The sequence below is a fragment of the Kitasatospora purpeofusca genome (assembly GCF_042691725.1).
In the GTDB taxonomy this organism is placed as follows: domain Bacteria; phylum Actinomycetota; class Actinomycetes; order Streptomycetales; family Streptomycetaceae; genus Kitasatospora; species Kitasatospora purpeofusca_B.
This window is the reverse complement of the sequence record NZ_CP170483.1, coordinates 3,174,513-3,193,196: the sequence shown is the minus strand read 5'-3', so window position 1 is coordinate 3,193,196 and position 18,684 is coordinate 3,174,513. Positions and strand designations below refer to the sequence as shown.

The following is an 18,684-nucleotide window of genomic DNA, read 5'->3' as shown; positions in this document are numbered from 1 at the left end:
AGCGGCGGGAAAACGCCGCCGCTGCGGACGGGGACAACCTGACGAAGGACTGAGCGACCCTGGCACGCCGTACGCCCGACGGTCCGCCGCCCGCGCCGACGGTGCAGCGGATCCGTCTCCGCTACACCAAGCGCGGCCGGCTCCGCTTCACCAGCCACCGCGACTTCCAGCGCGCCTTCGAGCGCGCCCTGCGCCGGTCGGCGGTGCCGATGGCCTACTCGGCCGGCTTCACCCCGCACCCCAAGGTGTCCTACGCCAACGCCGCGCCGACCGGCGTGGCCAGCGAGGCGGAGTACCTGGAGATCGGGCTCGCCGCCGCCCGCGACCCGGAGGAGCTGCGCGTCCAACTGGACGAGTCGCTGCCCGGGGGCCTCGACGTGATCGACGCGGTCGAGGTGCGCACGTCCAACTTCGTGGAGCGCCTGGAGGCCTCCGAATGGCAGGTCCGGCTCGACGGGGTCGAGCCGCAGGAGGCGGGCCGCGCGATCGCGGCGTTCCTCGCCGAGGAGCGGGTCGAGGTCGAACGCCTCACCAAGAACGGCGTCCGGGTCTTCGACGCGCGCGGCGCGGTGGCGGCTCTCGAACTGCTCGCGCCGCAGGTCGACGGCGGTGCGGACACGGAGGGCGAAGAGGCCCGCGATGTTCGGACCGGGCGTCCCTGTGCGATACTGCGCCTGGTAGTACGACACGCCACACCCGCCGTACGACCCGACGACGTGTTGTCCGGTCTCCGTGCGACGGCCGACCTGGCGCCGCCGGTCCCCGCAGAGGTGACCAGGCTGGCGCAGGGGCCGCTCGACGAGGGGACCGGCACGGTGACCGACCCGCTGGCGCTCGACCGCGCCGCGGCCCCGGCCGGCCCTGTGGCCACCGGCGAGCCGCGCGCAACCGCGTCCGCCTAGCGGGCGGAGGCCGGGTCCAGTTCCCCACTGGGCCCGCTGGTCCTCCAGGCCCCCGCTGCTCCCCAGGGGAGCGAGCGTCGTCGAAGCACAGGCCGGCCTCTTGCCGCCTGCCGACCCCGACGGTCGGTGGGCCCGAGGACCCCGTCCGGGAGCCACCCGGGGTTGGGGGACGGCGCAGCTTGGGAAAACCTCAGAAGACTGGTCAGACCAGAAGACTTTCGACACCCCGCCGAGCGCGGGGCGCCGAGCGAGACTACGAGCCCCTGTGCGGCCTCGCGTCCGCGCGGCGGCACCGTGAAAGGGTCCGGCCCGAGCATCGTCGTGATGCCGGCCGGCCACCGGTGCCGCGCCGTGCCCGGATGCGGAGCCCGGGGGCCTGACGGGAGATCCACCCGCATGCTCGAGAACACCGATCCGCAGCAGTCTGCGGCAACGGAACAGAACGACACCACCGCCGCCGGCGGCGACGGCGCGTCCGCCGCGCCGCCGCGCCGGCGCCGCCGGGCGGTGTCCCGTCCGGCCGGAGCGCCGCAGGGCGCGGCCGCGGAGGCCGCCGAGACGGTCATCGCGGCCGAGGCCGAGGTGAAGCCGGCCGAGACGCCGGCCGCCGAGGCGCCCGCGGCCGAGCCGGTCGCGGAGAAGCCGGTGCGCGCCCGCCGGACCCGCAAGCGCGCCGAGGCGCCCGCCGGTGCGCCCGAGGACACCGCCATCCTGGTCACCGCGCCGGACGCCGGTGAGACGGGGGTCGTGGCCGAGGCCGGCAAGGCTCCGAAGGCCGCGAAGGCGGAGAAGACCGAGAAGGCGGACAAGGCCGAGGCCGAGGCCGCCGAGAAGGCGGAGAAGCCCGTGCGGGCCCGCCGGACCCGCAAGAAGGCGGAGGCCGCGCCGGCCGAGGAGCCGGTGCAGGTCGTCGCCGAGCCCGCCGCCGAGCCGGCCGCTGTCGAGGCGCCCGCCGAGGAGGCCCCGGCCGCCCCGGCGCGCCGTGCCCGCCGCCGCCGGGTGGTCGAGGCCACCCCGGTGGTCGAGACCGCGCCCACCGCCGAGGAGCCGGCGGCCGAGGAGCCCGAGGCCGAGGAGCCCGCCGTCGAGGCGCCCGCCGCCGAGCAGCCCGCGCCCGCGCCGGCCGCCGAGGCCGAGCCGCCGCACCGGGTGCGCCGCCGCGCGGTCCGCCCGTCCACCGCGATCTTCCAGGCGCCGGTCTTCCAGGAGCCCGCCTCCTACGTCGCCCCGAGCGCCCCTGCCGCTTCGGCTGCTCCGTCCGCTTCGGCCGCGTCGGCCGCGTCGGCCGCGCAGGCCGCCCCGCAGCCGGCCGCCGCCGAGGCGCCGGCCGTGCCGGGGGAGGACGAGGAGTTCGAGTACAGCGGCGTCGGCCGCCGTCGCCGCGTCCGTACCTCGGTGCGGGTGCAGACCCCGGCGCGCTCGCGGGCCGCTGCCGCGAAGGCGGCCGTCGCGAAGCCCGCTGCCGCGAAGCCGGTGGTCGAGAAGCCGGCGGTCGAGAAGCCCGCCGCCGCGAAGCCCGCCGTCGAGGAGGCGCCCGTCGAGGCGCCCGCCGTCGTCGAGGCCCCCGCCACCGGCCCCGAGGCCGAGGACGAGTGGGAGGACGGCCGCCCGTCGCGCCGTCGCCGCCGGGGCGGCCGCCGCCGCCGTCGCGGTGAGGCCGAGGAGGCCGAGGGCGAGGGGCCCGAGACCGAGCAGTCCACCGCCGAGGAGCCGGCCGTCGCCGACGAGGACGACGAGGACGACGACCTGGCCGCCGGCCTGTCCTCGTCCCGCCGCCGTCGCCGCCGTCGCCGCCGCAGCGGTGAGACCGGCGCCGTCGAGACTGCCGAGACCACCGAGGACGGCGTCCGCACGGTGGTGAAGGTGCGCGAGCCGCGCCGCCGCTCCACCGAGCCGTCCTTCGACCCGGACGAGGTGCAGTCCATCAAGGGCTCCACCCGCCTGGAGGCCAAGAAGCAGCGCCGCCGCGAGGGCCGCGAGCTGGGCCGCCGCCGGGTGCCGATCATCACCGAGGCCGAGTTCCTGGCCCGCCGGGAGTCGGTCGAGCGCGTCATGGTGGTGCGCCAGAACGGCCAGCGCACCCAGATCGGCGTCCTGGAGGACGGCGTGCTCGTCGAGCACTACGTCAACAAGGAGCAGGCCACCTCGTACGTCGGCAACGTCTACCTGGGCAAGGTCCAGAACGTGCTGCCGTCCATGGAGGCCGCCTTCGTCGACATCGGCAAGGGCCGCAACGCGGTGCTGTACGCCGGCGAGGTCAACTTCGGCGCGCTCGGCGGCCACGGCGGCCCGCGCCGGATCGAGTCCGTGCTGAAGTCCGGCCAGTCCGTGCTGGTGCAGGTCTCCAAGGACCCGATCGGCCACAAGGGCGCCCGCCTGACCAGCCAGATCTCGCTGCCCGGCCGCTACCTGGTCTACGTGCCCGAGGGCTCGATGACCGGCATCTCCCGCAAGCTGCCGGAGAACGAGCGCGCCCGTCTGAAGCAGATCCTCAAGAAGATCGTCCCGGACGACGCGGGCGTCATCGTGCGCACCGCCGCCGAGGGCGCCTCCGAGGAGGAGCTGACCCGCGACGTCCAGCGGCTGCAGCAGCAGTGGGAGGACATCCAGAAGAAGGCCGCGTCCGGCAACGCCCCGGCGCTGCTGTACGGCGAGCCGGACATGACCGTCCGGGTCGTCCGCGACATCTTCAACGAGGACTTCACCAAGGTCATCGTCTCCGGCAACGAGGCGTGGAACACCATCCACGACTACGTCTCCAACGTGGCCCCGGACCTCGCGGAGCGGCTCCAGCGGTGGACCTCCGAGGTGGACGTCTTCGCCACCTACCGGATCGACGAGCAGCTGATGAAGGCGCTGGACCGCAAGGTCTGGCTGCCCAGCGGCGGTTCGCTGGTGATCGACCGCACCGAGGCGATGGTCGTCATCGACGTCAACACCGGGAAGTTCGTCGGCCAGGGCGGCAACCTGGAGGAGACGGTCACCCGCAACAACATCGAGGCGGCCGAGGAGATCGTGCGCCAGCTGCGGCTGCGCGACCTCGGCGGCATCATCGTGATCGACTTCATCGACATGGTCCTGGAGTCCAACCGCGACCTGGTGCTGCGCCGCCTGCTGGAGTGCCTGGGCCGGGACCGGACCAAGCACCAGGTGGCCGAGGTCACCTCGCTGGGCCTGGTGCAGATGACCCGCAAGCGGGTCGGCCAGGGTCTGCTGGAGTCCTTCTCCGAGCCCTGCGTGCACTGCAACGGCCGCGGTGTGATCGTCCACATGGAGCAGCCGAGCGCCCACGCGCACACCGGTGGCGGCGCGGCCGCCGTCGAGGCGGGCTCGGGCGGCGGCAAGCGCCGGCGCCGGGGCAAGGGCGGCGCGGCGCACGAGGAGGCGCAGGCCGTCGAGGCAGTCGAGCCGCTGGAGGCCGTCGAGGCGGTCGTCGAGGCCGCCGAGGCGCCGGTCCGCGAGGAGATCGAGGGCCAGCTGGCGATCGAGGTGCCGGGCGTCGAGGAGCCGCCGGCCGAGGCCGCGGTCGTCGAGGCCCCGGTCGAGCCGGCGCCCGCCGCCGCGCCCACCGGGCGGCCCCGCCGCCGGGCGGTGCGCAAGGCCACGGCCCCGGCCGGCGCGCCGGGCGAGGCGGAGATCGTGGTGCTGCAGGCCAAGGCCGAGGCGGCGCTGGAGTCGGCCCTCGCGGCCGTCAGCCCGGCCGCGCAGGCCGAGGGCGGGCAGCAGCCGGTCGAGGCGGTCGTCGCCGAGGCGGTGGCCGAGCCGGTCGCCGTCGAGGCCGAGGCCCCCGCCGAGCCGGTCACCGAGGCCCCCGTCGAGCCGGCCGCGGCCGAGGAGCCCGCCGAGGAGGCGCCGGCGCCGAAGAAGCGGGCGGCCCGCAAGACCGCCGCCAAGAAGACCACCGCCGCCAAGAAGACGACGGCGGCGGCGGCGAAGAAGACCACCGCCCGCAAGACCGCCACCAAGCGGACGAGCGCGGCGGCCAAGAAGGCGGCGGCCGCCGAGGGTGATACGGCGGCCGAGTAGTGCCCGGTCCGGGGCGGACACCCTCCGCCCCGGACCCGTACGGGCCGGTTTGCCCCTGAGGCGGCCGGTCCGTATTCTTGACCACTGGCGTGTCTACGCCTTGCTCCCGAGCACATCACCTCCCTGGTCTCGCAAGAGTCCTGTTGGGAGAGGTCCCCTGTGTCCGTACCCAGGTGGCTGGCATCAGGAGCTCCGACCGAGTTGGGAAAGTAGGTACCGCATGTACGCGATCGTTCGCGCCGGCGGCCGCCAGCACAAGGTCGCCGTCGGCGACGTGCTGGAGATCGACCGTATCGAGGCCAAGCCGGGTGACTCGGTGGAGCTCTCCACCATCCTGGTGGTCGACGGCGAGGCCGTCACCTCCGACCCGTGGGTGCTGGCCGGCATCAAGGCCCACGCCGAGGTCGTCGACCAGACCAAGGGTGACAAGATCGTCATCCTGCGCTACAAGAACAAGACGGGCTACCGCCGTCGTCAGGGCCACCGCCAGCGGCACACCGCGGTGCGCATCACCAGCATCGACTCGGTCAAGTAAGGGGATAGCCAGATGGCACACAAGAAGGGCGCAAGCTCTACCCGCAACGGCCGTGACTCGAACGCCCAGCGCCTCGGCGTGAAGCGCTTCGGTGGCCAGGTCGTCTCCGCCGGCGAGATCATCGTCCGCCAGCGCGGCACCCACTTCCACCCGGGTGCCGGTGTCGGCCGCGGTGGCGACGACACCCTGTTCGCGCTGACCGCCGGTGCCGTGCAGTTCGGCACCCGCCGCGGCCGCAAGGTCGTCAACATCGTGGCCGTCGAGGCCTGAGTCACACCTGACTCACACTGAAGGGTGGGCCGGAATGTTCCGGTCCACCCTTCGCGCTTTACCGCAGGCAGAACCATTTTTCTTCGTATCGGAGGCACTTCCATGACCACCTTCGTGGACCGCGTCGAACTCCACGTCGCCGCGGGCAGCGGGGGCCACGGCTGCGCCTCCGTGCACCGGGAGAAGTTCAAGCCGCTCGGCGGCCCGGACGGCGGCAACGGCGGTGAGGGCGGCAGTGTCGTCCTCGTCGTCGACGCGCAGGTCACCACCCTGCTCGAGTACCACCACTCGCCCAAGCGCAAGGCCACCAACGGCAAGCCCGGCGCCGGCGGCCACCGCACCGGCGCCGACGGCCAGGACCTCGTCCTCGCCGTGCCGGACGGCACCGTGGTCCTCGACAAGACGGGCAACGTGCTCGCCGACCTGGTCGGCCACGGCACCAGCTTCGTCGCCGCCCAGGGCGGCCGCGGCGGCCTCGGCAACGCCGCACTCGCCTCCGCCCGCCGCAAGGCCCCCGGCTTCGCGCTGCTCGGCGAGCCCGGCGACGCCCGTGACATCGTCATGGAGCTCAAGTCCGTCGCCGACGTCGCCCTCGTCGGCTACCCGAGCGCCGGCAAGTCCTCGCTGATCTCCGTGCTCTCCGCCGCCAAGCCGAAGATCGCCGACTACCCGTTCACCACCCTGATCCCCAACCTCGGCGTGGTCACCGCCGGCGACACCGTCTACACCATCGCCGACGTCCCCGGCCTCATCCCGGGCGCCAGCCAGGGCAAGGGCCTCGGCCTGGAGTTCCTGCGCCACGTCGAGCGCTGCTCCGTGCTCGTGCACGTCCTGGACTGCGCCACCCTGGAGCCCGGCCGCGACCCGCTGAGCGACCTGGAGACCATCGAGGACGAACTCGCCCAGTACGGCGGCCTCGACGACCGCCCGCGCCTGGTCGCCCTCAACAAGATCGACGTGCCGGACGGCCAGGACATCGCCGACCTCACCCGCGCCTCCCTGGAGGAGCGCGGCTACCGCGTCTTCGAGGTGTCCGCCGCCTCCCGCAAGGGCCTGCGCGAACTCAGCTTCGCCCTGGCGCAGATCGTCGCCGAGGCCCGCGCCGCCAAGCCGGTCGAGGAGTCCACCCGGATCGTGCTGCGGCCCACCGCCGTGGACGACGCCGGCTTCACCATCACCGAGGAGGACGGCGCCTACCGCATCCGCGGCGGCAAGCCCGAGCGCTGGGTGCGCCAGACCGACTTCTCGAACGACGAGGCCGTCGGCTACCTCGCCGACCGGCTGGCCCGCCTCGGTGTCGAGCAGGAGCTGTGGAAGATCGGCGCCCAGGAGGGCGACACCGTCATCATCGGCCCCGACGAGAACGCCGTCGTCTTCGACTGGGAGCCGACCCTGGCCGCCGGCGCCGAGATGCTCGGCCGCCGCGGTGAGGACCACCGCCTCGAGAGCCCGCGCCCGGCCGTCGACCGCCGCCGCGAGAAGCAGAAGGGCCGGGACGCCGCCGAGGCCGAGTACCTGGCCTTCGAGGCGCTCTCCTCCGGCCGCCAGGCCGCCATCGAGGGCGACGACGAGGACCACTGACCCCGGTCCGGTCCATGATCCGGGTGAGCCCCCGCCGCCTTTCCAACGGGCGTCGGGGGCTTCGCCGTTGACGGGGAGTCGGGCGCCCGGGGGCCTTCGGGGGCGCCGTCCGGCCGCTGGAACGGGGTGCGGCCCGGGTGCGCCGATCGCGTAGATTGCGGGGGATACGGCCGGGCCCGGGCCCGCCGCCAGCGCACCACACCGGAAGGGCGAAACCCGAGATGAGCGAGGACGAACTGCGGGCGGAGGTGCTGACCGCGCGGCGCATCGTCGTCAAGGTCGGCTCCTCCTCACTGACCACCGCCGCCGGCGGCATCGACGCCGACCGGGTCGACGCCCTCGTCGACGCCCTCGCCAAGGTCCGCACGCGCTCGGACGCCCCCGAGATCGTGCTCGTCTCCTCCGGCGCCATCGCCGCCGGCCTCTCCCCGCTCGGCCTGGAGAAGCGGCCCAAGGACCTCGCCCGCCAGCAGGCCGCCGCCAGCGTCGGGCAGGGTCTGCTGATCGCCCGCTACACCGCCTCCTTCGCCCGCTACGGCCTGCGGGTCGGCCAGGTCCTGCTCACCGCCGAGGACGCCAGCCGGCGCGCCCACTACCGCAACGCCTACCGCACCCTCGACCAGCTGCTGGCGATGGGCGCGATGCCGGTCGTCAACGAGAACGACACCGTCGCCACCGCCGAAATCAAGTTCGGCGACAACGACCGGCTGGCCGCCCTCGTCGCCCACCTCGTCCGCGCCGACCTGCTCGTCCTGCTCTCCGACGTCGACGGCCTCTACGACGGCGACCCGTCCCGCCCCGGCACCAGCCGGATCGCCGAGGTCGCCGGACCGCACGACCTCGACGGCATCGAGATCGGCAGCGCCGGCAAGGCCGGGGTCGGCACCGGCGGCATGGTCACCAAGGTCGAGGCCGCCCGGATCGCCACCGGCGCCGGCATCCCCGTGGTCCTCACCGCCGCCAGCCACGCCGCCGACGCGCTGGCCGGCCGCCCCACCGGCACCCTGTTCCTGCGCACCGGAAGCCGCTCCTCCGACCGGATGCTCTGGCTCGCCCACGCCAGCAGCCCGCGCGGCACCCTGCACCTGGACGCCGGCGCCGTCACGGCCGTCGTCTCCGGCGGCGCCTCGCTGCTGCCCGCGGGGGTCACCAAGGTCGACGGCGAGTTCGCCGCGGGTGATCCGGTGGACCTTCTTGCCGAAAACGGCCACATCGTGGCGCGCGGACTGGTCAACTTTGATGCGAGGGAGTTGCCCCGCCTGCTCGGCCGGTCCACCCGGGACCTGGCCCAGGAGTTCGGCGCCGCCTACGAGCGGGAGGTCGTCCACCGCGACGACCTGGTCGTCCTGCGCGGCTGACCGGCCGTCGGACCGCCGGAAGCGCGGGCGGCTCCGCACGGGGAGCACGCCCGGCCACGGGCGAGGAGGGGCGCGGTCGAACGCGCGTCGGCCGGGGCCGGCGGGTACGACGACACGACATCGCCGAACAGGAGGCCGCCGGTGGAACGCAGGCGCGAGGCAGCGCTGACCGGAGGAACCGCAGGCCGACGGCTGACCAGCATCGACGGCGGCGGGGACGACGGCGTCGGCGGACCGGCCGGTCCGCCGACGCAGGGACCCGGCACGGTCCACCGGTTCCGGACGGAGCGGCGCCCCGCCGCCGAACCGCCGGCCGGGCCCGAGCAGGCCCGGCTCTGGCACGTGGTGCTCAGCGTGGCCGGGCCGGTCACCCCGCTGTCGGAACTGCGCGCCGGTCTGGAGCGGCTGGCGCACGACCACTCGTTCTTCCTGACCGCCCGTTACGCCGCCGACCACGCCGAGATCCGCTACTGGGAGCAGGCCCGCGACCTGCACGACGCGGCGGCGATCGCGCTGCGGCTGTGGGGCGAGCACAAGGTGACGGCCAAGCTGCCGCCGTGGGAGATCGTCGGCCTGGAGGTGGTGGACCGGTCGACGTACCACAAGCGCGTCGCCGAGGGCTTCGCCGGCCCGCCCCCGCAACTGGGCGGGGTCTACCCGTACTGACAAGGTGTGGCCTCGCGGGCGGAAGGGGCACGGCGAGCGAGCCGAAGGGCCGCGCCGGTGCCGAGAGGGAGAAGCGAGGAGGCCCCTGAGGAACGAAGGGGCATCGGAGCGCCGACCGTCGGCACCGGACCGGAGCGGCCCGGAGGCGAGCGAGCCGTAACAAGGGGGGTCTCACCGGATGAAACGGGGCGGGGGAGGGCCGGTGCCCTCCACTACCCTGGGCGCATGAGCAGCGACCCCGCCACCGCCGACAGCCCCGTCCTCGCCGTAGCGCGCCGAGCCCGGGAGGCCGCCGCCGCGCTCGCCCCACTGCCGCGCGCCGCGAAGGACGCCGCGCTGCGGGCGGTCGCCGACGCCCTGGTCGCCCGCGCCGCCGAGATCACCGCCGCCAACGCCGAGGACGTCGAGCGCGCCCGCGCGGCCGGTACCGCCGAGTCGGTGATCGACCGGCTCACCCTCACCGCGGAGCGGATCGCCGCCATCGCCGCCGACGTCCGCGACGTGGCCGGCCTGCCCGACCCGGTCGGCGAGGTCGTGCGCGGCTACACCCTGCCCAACGGCCTGGACGTCCGGCAGGTCCGCGTCCCGCTCGGCGTGGTCGGCATCATCTACGAGGCCCGCCCCAACGTCACCGTCGACGCCGCCGCGCTCTGCCTGAAGTCCGGCAACGCCGTGCTGCTGCGCGGCTCCGCCTCCGCCTACCGCTCCAACACCGCGCTGGTCGCCGTGGTGCGCGACGCCGTCGCCGCCGCCGGGCTGCCGGCCGACGCGGTCCAGCTCGTGCCCGGTGAGAGCCGCGACTCCGTGCAGGAGCTGATGCGCGCCCGCGGCCTGGTCGACGTGCTCATCCCGCGCGGCGGCGCCTCGCTGATCCGCACCGTCGTCGAGGGCTCCAGCGTCCCCGTCATCGAGACCGGAACCGGCAACTGCCACGTCTACGTGGACGCCGGGGCGGACCTCGCGATGGCGGTGGGCATCCTGCTCAACTCCAAGGCCCAGCGGGTCAGCGTCTGCAACGCGGCCGAGACCCTGCTCGTCCACCAGGACATCGCCGACACCTTCCTGCCGCTCGCGCTCACCGCGCTCGCCGAGGCCGGGGTCACCGTGCACGGCGACGACGCGGTGCTGAAGGCCGCCGAGGGCTCCGCCGCCACCGTGGTGCCCGCCACCGACGAGGACTGGGAGGCCGAGTACCTGTCGTACGACATCGCGGCCGCCGTCGTCCCCTCGCTGGACGCCGCCGTCGCGCACATCCGCCGCTGGACCTCCGGCCACACCGAGGCCATCGTCACCACCTCGCAGGCCGCCGCCCGCCGCTTCACGCAGCTCGTCGACTCGACCACGGTGGCCGTCAACGCCTCGACCCGGTTCACCGACGGCGGTGAGTTCGGCTTCGGCGCCGAGATCGGCATCTCCACCCAGAAGCTGCACGCCCGCGGCCCGATGGGCCTGCCCGAGCTGACCAGCACCAAGTACATCGTCACTGGTGACGGCCACGTCCGGGGCGCGGCGACGCCGACCGTGGGCGGCGCCGCCGACGCCGGCTGAGCCCGGCCGGCCCGGCCGCCGCCGGCCCGCCGTCACACGAGTGACGGACCAACTGGCCCGAGCCCCAGACAAATCGCCCGCCCGGTAATACGCTGAATCCGTGGCTGACGATGTGGGGGGCTTGCCGTACCCCGACGGTGCCGACCACGGTGGTGCGGACGACGAGTTCGCCACCGTGGTCTTCGACGAGGCCTTCGTGCGGTCCGCCGCCGTGCACGAGCCGACGGCCAAGGAGCGGCAGCTCGCCGCCGCCGAGGCCCGCTTCGAGCCGGACACGGCCGGTTCGGGCTGGGGCTACGACGCCCCGGCCGGGGACGGACTGCCGTTGGAGCTGCGCCCGTACCCGGGCCGGCTCGACGACGACCACCGCTATCCCGATCCGTGGAGCGGCCCCGGCCGGCGCTCGCGGCGCTGGCGCCCGGGCGGCTTCGACCCCATCGGCGCCGGCCGCGGCCGGTACGTCGCCCAGCAGCGCTGGCACCGCCCGGTGGCCTGGGTGCTCGCCGTGATCATGGGCGTGAGCCTGGTCGCGGTGGCGGTCGCGGCGATCTACCAGGGCGTGGGCGGGGCCGGCGGTGCGCCCCGGCGGCCCGAGTCCGGCAGCAGCAGTCCCGGGGTCGACCCGGCGCCGCCGGCCGAGCCGTCGCTCGTGGTCACCGCGCCGACGGGCTGAACGCGACGGGCCGGGCGTCGGCAGGTTGGACGCCGGCGGGCCGGGCGGCGGGGTGGCCGGGTGTCGTACCGGCATGCCCCGGGGCGGCCGTGACCGGTCACGGAGGGTTTCCGGTGAACTGCGGCAGGACCCTCGTGGAGGGGCGAGTCCGCGCCTTACCCTGGTGTCATGGGTGACCCGCGCGAACCCCCGGAGGGTGCGCCCGAGGGTGGTTCCGGAAACGATGACGAGTACCGGTCCGTCGTCTTCGACGAATCGTTCGTCCGGGCTGCCCGGATCCAGGAGCTGTCGGCGCGCGAGCGACTGTCCGGCGCGTTCGGCCGGCCCACCCGGCCGAAGGTCCGGCTGGGCCCGCTGGGGACGGTGCCCCGGCAGGCGCTGGCGCTGCTGCTGGTGATCCTGCTGGCGTTCGGGGCCGCCGTCTACTTCGGGGTCAGCTCGCCGGTCCGACCCACCGCCCGCCCCCAGGGCAGCCAGCTGACCGTGAGCCTGGTGGCGCTGAGCCCGGCCTCGGCGGTCCACCCGGTCGCCGATCCGGCCAACCCGTTCGTCGGCCTGCCGCCGGGCTACAGCGACGGCGCGGTCGGGCTGGGGACGCCGACCGGAGCGGCCACCGCGCACTTCTCCCGGGTCGAGGTGACCAAGGCGCTCGACACCGTGCAGCGCTACCTGGTGGCCTCCTCGCTGTCGCCCGCCGTGCTGGTGCAGGGGGCGACCGCGGAGGTGCGGGCTTTCGTCACCCCCGGCGAGCAGGTCCAGTTCGACGCGAGCGTGGTCCAGCCGGTCGACGACCGGCACCACGCGCTGACCGGCTGGCTGGTCCGCTTCGACCCGGCGCAGGTCGCGCTGGCCGCGGACACCGTGAAGGTGGCCGGCGCGATGCGGATCGACGAGACGGACAGCAGCACGCTGCGGATCACCACCGACCACACCTTCGTCTACGCGCTGAAGCCGGCCGGGGCGCAGAGCGGGGCGCCGGTCACGCTGGAGAGCGTGCGACGGCAGCTGACCTTCGAGTTCGACCGGGTCGACCTGGCGGCGGCCCAGCTGCGGCTGGTGGACTCGGTGCTGCAGGCCGGGCCGGCGCCGTGCGACGGCTCGCTGGCCGGGGTGGTGCAGCCGGTGCTGGCGGGCACGGACGCCACCGCGCCGCCGGCCGGGCCGCAGGCGGTGGACCCGGGGAACCACGCGCGGCCGGCCTGGCAGGTGTGCGGGGTCCTGGCGGGCGGCTGAGGCCGGCGCGGTGGCCGGCGCGCGGGGTGCGCCGACGGCCCCCGGCCGGGTGGCCGGGGCCGTCGGAACGTTTCCGCGGGCGGTGCCTGCGCCTGCGTCTCGGCCTCAGCCGTTGTCGCCGGACCCGGCGTCCTTGCCGCCGCCGCCGTCGGCGCCGTTGCCGTTGCTGCTGCCGTTGCCGCGCCCGGCACCCGTGAAGGTGTCGCGGAGCTTGCCGCCGACGGTGGCCGCGCCGCCCGCGACATCGCGGATGAGGCCCATCAGCGGGTCCTTGCTCTCCTTCACCGAGGCCGTGTAGTGCTCGGCGGCGGCCCGCCACTGCTCGCCGACCGAGGTGTCCGGGTCGTCGGTGCGGCGCGGGTAGGCGCCGGCCAGGATGGAGCGGTACTCGTCGCTCTCGGCCCACTTCTTCAGCTGGGCGACCCGGACCACCGCGAACGGGTGGCTCTGCGGCAGCACCTGCAGCAGCTTGAGCACGCCGTCGCGCAGGTCCCCGGCCTTCTCGTACTCCTCGGCCTGCTCCAGGAAGGCGTCCACGTTCATCTCGGCCAGGTTGTGGCCGCCGGCCAGCTTCATCAGCGCCCGCATCGAGGCCTGGACGTCCTGCCCGGCCAGCAGGCCGGCCCGGTCGCTGGAGAGCTCGGCCTTGCGGAACCACTCCTTGAGCGCGGTGACGATCGCCATGATCGCCAGGTTGCCGAGCGGCACCCAGGCGATCCGGGTGGCGATGTTGGTGAGGATCATCAGCATCGTCCGGTAGACGGCGTGCCCGGACATCGCGTGGCCGACCTCGTGGCCGATCACCGAGCGGAGCTCCTCCTCGTCCAGCAGCTCCACCAGACCGCTGGTCACCACGATCACCGGCGTGTCGATGCCTATGCAGTAGGCGTTGACCGTCGGGTCCTGGGTGACGTAGAGGTCCGGCACCTGAGCGAGGTCGAGCACGTAGGCGGCGTCGCGGACCATGTCGTGCAGCTCGGGGAACTGCCGCTCCGAGGTCTTCACGGCGGTGGCCAGGAACATCAGCCGGATCGAGCGCTCGGAGACGAGGCCGGCGAGCCTCTTCAGCACGTCGTCGAAGCCGGTCAGCTTGCGCAGCGCGACGAGCGCCGAACGGTCCGCCGGGTGCTCCCAGGCGCGGGTCGAGATCTCCGGGAAGCGCTGGCGGCGCCGGCTCGGGGTCTTCGCGGTCGTGTCGGTCATGGTGTGGGTGCCTCCCTGTCGACGGCGGCCCCGGCCCCCCGGCCGGCCCCCGCTGGTCTTCGCCTGCAACGACTGTTCGGACAACGTCCGCGGTTGCGCACTCGTCCCCGGCGGCGTGTTCCGAGTGGCGCGGGTGCCGTCCGGGGCGGCGCGGACGGCGCCCGCGGGGGCGGTGGGCGGCGCCGGTGTGAGGGCGGTTTACCCTGAATGCCCGGGAGAGCCGGGCCACCTCCGGCCGCGGCACCGAGCAGTCCGAGGAGCCCGCAGATGTCCACCGCCGCCCTTGCCAGCCTGGCCGCCCCGATCTCCGCGGAGAACGGCCCCGGGCTCTTCCTGCGGATCATCGTGGTCGCGTCGTTCGTCGGCGTGGGCCTGCTGGCCTGGATCCTGCTGCGGGCCGGCCGCAACAACTGAGCGGCCCCGGCGGCGGCCGTTCCCGGGCCCCGGCCCACGGCGGTTCAGAGGCGGTGGGCCGCCGAGCGGTTGCCGTGTAACCCCCCGTACGATGACGGGTGGGCCCTCACCGGTCCGTACGACACCCCCTGCCCGCCATCCGAGCCGAGAAGGTCCCGCCGACCATGAGCACTGCCGCCGCACTCCCCGTCCTGAACCTCCTCGCGAACGAGGGCGAGGGTGGCAACCACGACAGCCTCAACCCGTACCTGACGGGTGGCGCCGCGCTGTTCGTCCTTCTGCTGCTGCTCTTCGTGACCACCCGCTTCAACCGGGACCGCTGACCCGGCCGACGGTGGCCCGGGGCGCGGCACCGCCCCCGGGACGCCCGTCACCCGGCCGTTCCCGCACCGCAACGGGCGTCGCGTAAGGTGTGGCGCCATGGGAGAGCAGACCGGGAATCCCGGCGTACCGGCGCCTGAGCGGCGTCGTCTCGGCGTGATGGGCGGCACCTTCGACCCGATCCACCACGGGCACCTGGTCGCCGCGAGTGAGGTCGCCAGCGCGTTCCACCTGGACGAGGTGATCTTCGTCCCGACCGGACAGCCGTGGCAGAAGAGCGACCGCCGGGTCAGCGCGGCCGAGGACCGCTACCTGATGACGGTCATCGCCACCGCGGAGAACCCGCAGTTCTCGGTCAGCCGCATCGACATCGACCGCGAGGGCCCGACGTACACCGTCGACACCCTGCGCGACCTGCACGCGATGCACCCCGACGCCGACCTGTTCTTCATCACCGGCGCCGACGCGCTCGCCCAGATCCTGTCCTGGCGGGACTCCGACGAGCTCTTCTCGCTCGCCCACTTCATCGGTTGCACCCGGCCGGGGCACACTCTGTCGGACGCCGGGCTTCCGGTGGGCGGGGTCTCCCTGGTGGAGGTCCCGGCGCTGGCCATCTCCTCCACGGACTGCCGCAACCGGGTCGCCAAGGGCGAGCCGGTCTGGTACCTCGTCCCGGACGGCGTGGTCCGCTACATCGACAAGCGGGCGCTGTACGCGCCGCACCGGACCTGATCCCGGAGGGGCCGACCGACGGATGAGCGAGCGCAGGGGACCTCAGGAGCAGCAGCCCGGGCAGCCGGACGACTGGTCCGCCGGGCAGTACCAGCAGTACCCGCCCTACCAGCAGCAGGGCGGCTACGAGCAGCAGCCCGGCCAGGCCGGCCAACCCGGCCAGTACGACCAGGCCGACCCGTACGAGCAGTACGAGCAGTACGAGCAGTACGACCAGTACGGGCAGCCGGTGCAGCCCGCGCCCTACGGGCAGGGGCAGTACGGCTACCAGGACCAGTACCAGCAGCAGGGGTACCAGCCCTCCTACGAGCCGCAGTACGAGCAGCCCGGTACGTACGGGCAGCAGGTGCCGCAGGGGTACCGGGAGCAGGGCGGCTACGGCTACCAGGACCAGTACCCGCAGCAGGAGCCGCAGGGCTACCAGCAGCCGCAGTCTCCGCCGCAGTCGTCGTCGCAGGCCCACCCGCCGTCGTACGCGACCGCGCCGATGCCGGCCGTCGTCGTCGAGCCGGAGCCGGCGGCCGAGCCCGCCGCGCCCGCGCCGCCGCGCCCCCGGGTGCCGCGCCCGGCCGCCGCCGAGCTGGTGGCTCCCGCCCGGCCCGAACCGCCCTCCGAGCAGGTCGGCGGCTCCCGCCCGGCCCGGGCCAGGACCGGCGCCGGGGCCTCGGCGGACGACTACACCACGGGCGAGTTCACCTTCGTCGACGACGAGCCGGAGAAGTCCGAGGACGTCATCGACTGGCTCAAGTTCGCCGAGTCCCGCAGCGAGGTGCGCGCCGAGCGCCGCCGCAAGCTGCGCAAGCGGCTGATCGGCGCCGGCGTGGTCCTCGCGCTCGCCGCGGCCGGGGCCGGGGGCTACCTCTGGTTCACCGGCGGCAAGGAGAACGCGGCCACCGCCGCCGGACCGCGTCAGGTCAACGTCGTCCACCTGCGCGACCTGCAGGGCAAGGTCTCCAGCGCGCTGCTGGTCAACGACGCCTCCGGCAAGAAGGGCACCGTGCTGCTGCTGCCGGACACGCTGCGGCTGCCCGGCCCCGGCGACCCGCCGGTCACCACGGTCGGCCAGGCCATGGACACCCTCGGCGCCTCCGGTACCCGCGACGGCCTGACCACCGTGCTCGGCGCCCCGGTCGCCGGCACCTGGCGGCTCGACACCCCGTACCTGGAACTGCTGGTCGCCCAGCTCGGCGGCGTCCGGGTGGACACCAACGCCGAGGTCCACGAGGGGGGCAAGCCGGAGGGCAAGGTGCTCGCCGCCGCGGGCAAGAACACCCTGCTCAGCGGGAAGGCCGCGGTCGCCTACGCCACCCTGCAGAACGCCGGGGAGAACCGCGACGCCCAGCTCGCCCGGTTCGGCCAGGTGATGGACGCCGTGGTGCGCACCATGCCGGTCGAGTTCAAGGACGCCAAGGACGACGTGCACCGGATGAACGCGGTGCTCGACCCCTCGCTGCCCGAGGACGCGCTCGCCGGGGTCCTCGCGCAGATGGCCCAGCTCGCCAAGGGCGGCCAGCTCGGCACCACCGCGCTGACCGTCAAGCCGGACGGCTCGCTGGACGAGGCCACCGCCGGCAAGCAGGTCAAGGAGGTGCTCGGCGGCACCGTCAAGGCCGCGACCAACGGTGACGCGCCGGCCAGGGTCTCCATCCAGGACGCCACCGGCAACGACCAGGCGGCCGCCGCCGCCCAGGTCCAGGTGGTCAACGCGGGCCTCACCTTCGTCCCCGGCGGCACGAAGGGCGCACCGCAGGCCGCCAGTGAGATCCGCTACACCGACGACGCCCGGCAGGCCGCCGCGAAGTCGCTGGCGACCAGCCTCAACCTGCCGGAGACGGCGGTGAAGAAGGTCACCGACGCGCAGAACGCCGACCTGGTCGTCGTCCTGGGCAAGGACTACGCGCCGCCCAAGACCCAGTAGCCGGGCGGCGGGGGGCGGACGCCCCGGCCGGCCCGGTCGGGCGGCCCCGGAAAACGGTTCCGGGGCCGCCCGACCGGCGTGAGATCCTGGAAGGCGATCCCCGGCGCGCCGCGCACGGGGGCGCCCCAAGCCGCCGAGCCGGAAGAACACCGTGACCGCCACTGAGCACAGCCAGGAACTCATCAACGTCGCCGCCCAGGCGGCGGCCGACAAGCTGGCCCACAACATCGTCGCGTTCGACGTCAGCGAGGTGCTGTCGATCACCGACGCCTTCCTGATCGCCTCCGCGAGCAACGACCGCCAGGTCCGCTCGATCGCCGAGGAGATCGAGGACCAGCTGCGCGAGAAGCTGGACATCAAGCCGGTGCGCCGGGAGGGCGAGCGCGAGGGCCGCTGGATCCTGCTCGACTACCTCGACATCGTCGTGCACGTCCAGCACTCGGAGGAGCGCTCCTTCTACTCGCTGGACCGCCTCTGGAAGGACTGCCCCGAGCTGCCGCTGCCGGAGGACGCCCTGGTCTCCCGCAACCGTCCCGACGCCCACACCGACGCGGACGGCAACGCCGTCACCCCGGCCGAGGTCGCCCCGGCGGACGACTTCGGCGCCGAGGACTACAGCTGAGCCGGGACGCGCGGGGTCCGCGCATCGTCTTCTGGCGGCACGGCCAGACCTCCTGGAACCTCGAATCCCGCTTCCAGGGCACCACCGACATCGAACTGACCGGGCAGGGCGTGCTGCAGGCGCAGCGGGCCGCCCGGCTGCTCGCCGGCCTGCGTCCGGACCTGCTGATCTCCTCCGACCTCCAGCGGGCCCGGCGCACCGCCGAGGAGCTGGCCAAGGTCACCGGCCTGCACGTCGAGCACCACGAGGGCCTGCGCGAGACCTACGCGGGCTCCTGGCAGGGGCTGACCAACGCGGAGATCCGCGAGCGCCACCCCGAGGAGTTCGAGGCCTGGACCCGGGGCGAGCCGGTCCGGCGCGGTGGCGGCGAGCTGGCGACCGAGGTCGCCGACCGCGCCGTGCCGGTGGTCCTCGACGCGGCCGGGAAGCTGTCGGGGGACGGCACGCTGGTCGTGGTCAGCCACGGCGGCACCATCCGCACCATGCTCGGGCGGATGCTCGGCCTGGATCCGGCGCTGTGGGAGTGCTTCGGCGGGCTGTCGAACTGCTGCTGGTCGGTGCTGGGCCGGGGCGCGCGGGGCTGGCGGCTGCTGGAGCACAACGCGGGCACCCTGCCGCAGCCGGTCATCGGCGACGACACCTGAGGTCCTCCGGGTCGGGGGTGCGGAGGGGGCCCCGGGGA

The 18,684-nt window shown here is 74.4% G+C and carries 17 protein-coding genes; 16 read left to right on the top strand and 1 reads right to left on the bottom strand.

Annotation, left to right across the window (positions count from 1 at the left end; genetic code table 11):
- The first annotated feature begins 101 nt into the window (after window positions 1-101).
- From ACFCLZ_RS13350 to ACFCLZ_RS13305, 10 genes are all read left to right on the top strand, one after another.
- Window positions 102-902 carry a TIGR03936 family radical SAM-associated protein gene (locus ACFCLZ_RS13350; RefSeq protein ID WP_380285119.1) on the top strand — a complete coding sequence of 267 codons (801 nt, stop codon included), beginning with the start codon at window positions 102-104 and terminating at the stop codon, window positions 900-902.
- 396 nt (window positions 903-1,298) lie between these two features.
- Window positions 1,299-4,928 (top strand): ribonuclease E/G, encoded by a 3,630-nt coding sequence (locus ACFCLZ_RS13345; RefSeq protein ID WP_380285118.1) that lies wholly within the window; start codon window positions 1,299-1,301, stop codon window positions 4,926-4,928.
- Window positions 4,929-5,148: 220 nt separating this feature from the next.
- Window positions 5,149-5,463 carry a 50S ribosomal protein L21 gene (gene rplU / locus ACFCLZ_RS13340; protein WP_380285117.1) on the top strand — a complete coding sequence of 105 codons (315 nt, stop codon included), beginning with the start codon at window positions 5,149-5,151 and terminating at the stop codon, window positions 5,461-5,463.
- Window positions 5,464-5,475: 12 nt separating this feature from the next.
- The gene (gene rpmA / locus ACFCLZ_RS13335) at window positions 5,476-5,733 is read left to right on the top strand and encodes a 50S ribosomal protein L27 (protein ID WP_030397425.1); all 258 of its coding nucleotides are present in this window, start codon (window positions 5,476-5,478) and stop codon (window positions 5,731-5,733) included.
- A 102-nt stretch (window positions 5,734-5,835) separates the two neighbouring features.
- Window positions 5,836-7,314, top strand: a complete 1,479-nt coding sequence (obgE, locus tag ACFCLZ_RS13330) for a GTPase ObgE (RefSeq protein ID WP_380285116.1) — start codon at window positions 5,836-5,838, stop codon at window positions 7,312-7,314.
- 221 nt (window positions 7,315-7,535) lie between these two features.
- On the top strand, window positions 7,536-8,672 hold the full coding sequence (gene proB, locus ACFCLZ_RS13325) for a glutamate 5-kinase (protein WP_380285115.1): 1,137 nt from the start codon (window positions 7,536-7,538) through the stop codon (window positions 8,670-8,672).
- 141 nt (window positions 8,673-8,813) lie between these two features.
- Entirely contained in the window at window positions 8,814-9,338 is a 525-nt protein-coding gene (locus ACFCLZ_RS13320; protein ID WP_380285114.1) for a hypothetical protein, read from the top strand.
- A gap of 225 nt (window positions 9,339-9,563) precedes the next feature.
- The gene (locus tag ACFCLZ_RS13315; protein WP_380285113.1) at window positions 9,564-10,886 is read left to right on the top strand and encodes a glutamate-5-semialdehyde dehydrogenase; all 1,323 of its coding nucleotides are present in this window, start codon (window positions 9,564-9,566) and stop codon (window positions 10,884-10,886) included.
- A 100-nt stretch (window positions 10,887-10,986) separates the two neighbouring features.
- Window positions 10,987-11,559: a hypothetical protein gene (locus tag ACFCLZ_RS13310; RefSeq protein ID WP_380285112.1), complete on the top strand. Its 573-nt coding sequence runs from the start codon at window positions 10,987-10,989 to the stop codon at window positions 11,557-11,559.
- Window positions 11,560-11,727: 168 nt separating this feature from the next.
- Window positions 11,728-12,792: a hypothetical protein gene (locus ACFCLZ_RS13305; RefSeq protein WP_380285111.1), complete on the top strand. Its 1,065-nt coding sequence runs from the start codon at window positions 11,728-11,730 to the stop codon at window positions 12,790-12,792.
- A gap of 105 nt (window positions 12,793-12,897) precedes the next feature.
- Here ACFCLZ_RS13305 and ACFCLZ_RS13300 read toward each other — a convergent pair whose 3' ends face one another.
- Window positions 12,898-13,995 carry a M48 family metallopeptidase gene (locus tag ACFCLZ_RS13300; RefSeq protein ID WP_380285110.1) on the bottom strand — a complete coding sequence of 366 codons (1,098 nt, stop codon included), beginning with the start codon at window positions 13,993-13,995 and terminating at the stop codon, window positions 12,898-12,900.
- A gap of 267 nt (window positions 13,996-14,262) precedes the next feature.
- On the opposite strand from ACFCLZ_RS13300, the gene ACFCLZ_RS13295 reads away from it, so the two are divergent.
- The 6 genes from ACFCLZ_RS13295 (at window position 14,263) to ACFCLZ_RS13270 (ending at window position 18,646) form a co-directional block, all read left to right on the top strand.
- Window positions 14,263-14,409 (top strand): hypothetical protein, encoded by a 147-nt coding sequence (locus ACFCLZ_RS13295; protein ID WP_350553676.1) that lies wholly within the window; start codon window positions 14,263-14,265, stop codon window positions 14,407-14,409.
- Between the two features lie 164 nt (window positions 14,410-14,573).
- Window positions 14,574-14,732, top strand: coding sequence for a hypothetical protein (locus tag ACFCLZ_RS13290; RefSeq protein ID WP_350569256.1), 159 nt, complete (start codon window positions 14,574-14,576; stop codon window positions 14,730-14,732).
- A gap of 97 nt (window positions 14,733-14,829) precedes the next feature.
- On the top strand, window positions 14,830-15,462 hold the full coding sequence (gene nadD, locus ACFCLZ_RS13285; protein ID WP_380285109.1) for a nicotinate-nucleotide adenylyltransferase: 633 nt from the start codon (window positions 14,830-14,832) through the stop codon (window positions 15,460-15,462).
- A 22-nt stretch (window positions 15,463-15,484) separates the two neighbouring features.
- Window positions 15,485-17,380, top strand: a complete 1,896-nt coding sequence (locus tag ACFCLZ_RS13280) for an LCP family protein (protein WP_380285108.1) — start codon at window positions 15,485-15,487, stop codon at window positions 17,378-17,380.
- Window positions 17,381-17,531: 151 nt separating this feature from the next.
- Window positions 17,532-18,002, top strand: a complete 471-nt coding sequence (gene rsfS, locus ACFCLZ_RS13275; protein WP_380285107.1) for a ribosome silencing factor — start codon at window positions 17,532-17,534, stop codon at window positions 18,000-18,002.
- Window positions 17,999-18,646, top strand: coding sequence for a histidine phosphatase family protein (locus ACFCLZ_RS13270; RefSeq protein ID WP_380286157.1), 648 nt, complete (start codon window positions 17,999-18,001; stop codon window positions 18,644-18,646). The genes rsfS and ACFCLZ_RS13270 overlap by 4 nt, the downstream gene beginning before the upstream one ends.
- Window positions 18,647-18,684: the final 38 nt, after the last annotated feature.

Excerpts from the sequence above, each read along its gene's own strand:
- ACFCLZ_RS13345 (WP_380285118.1), top strand. The coding sequence starts at position 1,299 with ATGCTCGAGAACACCGATCCGCAGCAGTCTGCGGCAACGGAACAGAAC.
- rpmA (WP_030397425.1), top strand. The coding sequence starts at position 5,476 with ATGGCACACAAGAAGGGCGCAAGCTCTACCCGCAACGGCCGTGACTCG.
- ACFCLZ_RS13280 (WP_380285108.1), top strand. The coding sequence starts at position 15,485 with ATGAGCGAGCGCAGGGGACCTCAGGAGCAGCAGCCCGGGCAGCCGGAC.
- nadD (WP_380285109.1), top strand. The coding sequence starts at position 14,830 with ATGGGAGAGCAGACCGGGAATCCCGGCGTACCGGCGCCTGAGCGGCGT.
- ACFCLZ_RS13300 (WP_380285110.1), bottom strand. The coding sequence starts at position 13,995 with ATGACCGACACGACCGCGAAGACCCCGAGCCGGCGCCGCCAGCGCTTC.
- ACFCLZ_RS13290 (WP_350569256.1), top strand. The coding sequence starts at position 14,574 with ATGAGCACTGCCGCCGCACTCCCCGTCCTGAACCTCCTCGCGAACGAG.
- ACFCLZ_RS13305 (WP_380285111.1), top strand. The coding sequence starts at position 11,728 with ATGGGTGACCCGCGCGAACCCCCGGAGGGTGCGCCCGAGGGTGGTTCC.
- ACFCLZ_RS13315 (WP_380285113.1), top strand. The coding sequence starts at position 9,564 with ATGAGCAGCGACCCCGCCACCGCCGACAGCCCCGTCCTCGCCGTAGCG.
- obgE (WP_380285116.1), top strand. The coding sequence starts at position 5,836 with ATGACCACCTTCGTGGACCGCGTCGAACTCCACGTCGCCGCGGGCAGC.
- proB (WP_380285115.1), top strand. The coding sequence starts at position 7,536 with ATGAGCGAGGACGAACTGCGGGCGGAGGTGCTGACCGCGCGGCGCATC.
- rplU (WP_380285117.1), top strand. The coding sequence starts at position 5,149 with ATGTACGCGATCGTTCGCGCCGGCGGCCGCCAGCACAAGGTCGCCGTC.
- ACFCLZ_RS13295 (WP_350553676.1), top strand. The coding sequence starts at position 14,263 with ATGTCCACCGCCGCCCTTGCCAGCCTGGCCGCCCCGATCTCCGCGGAG.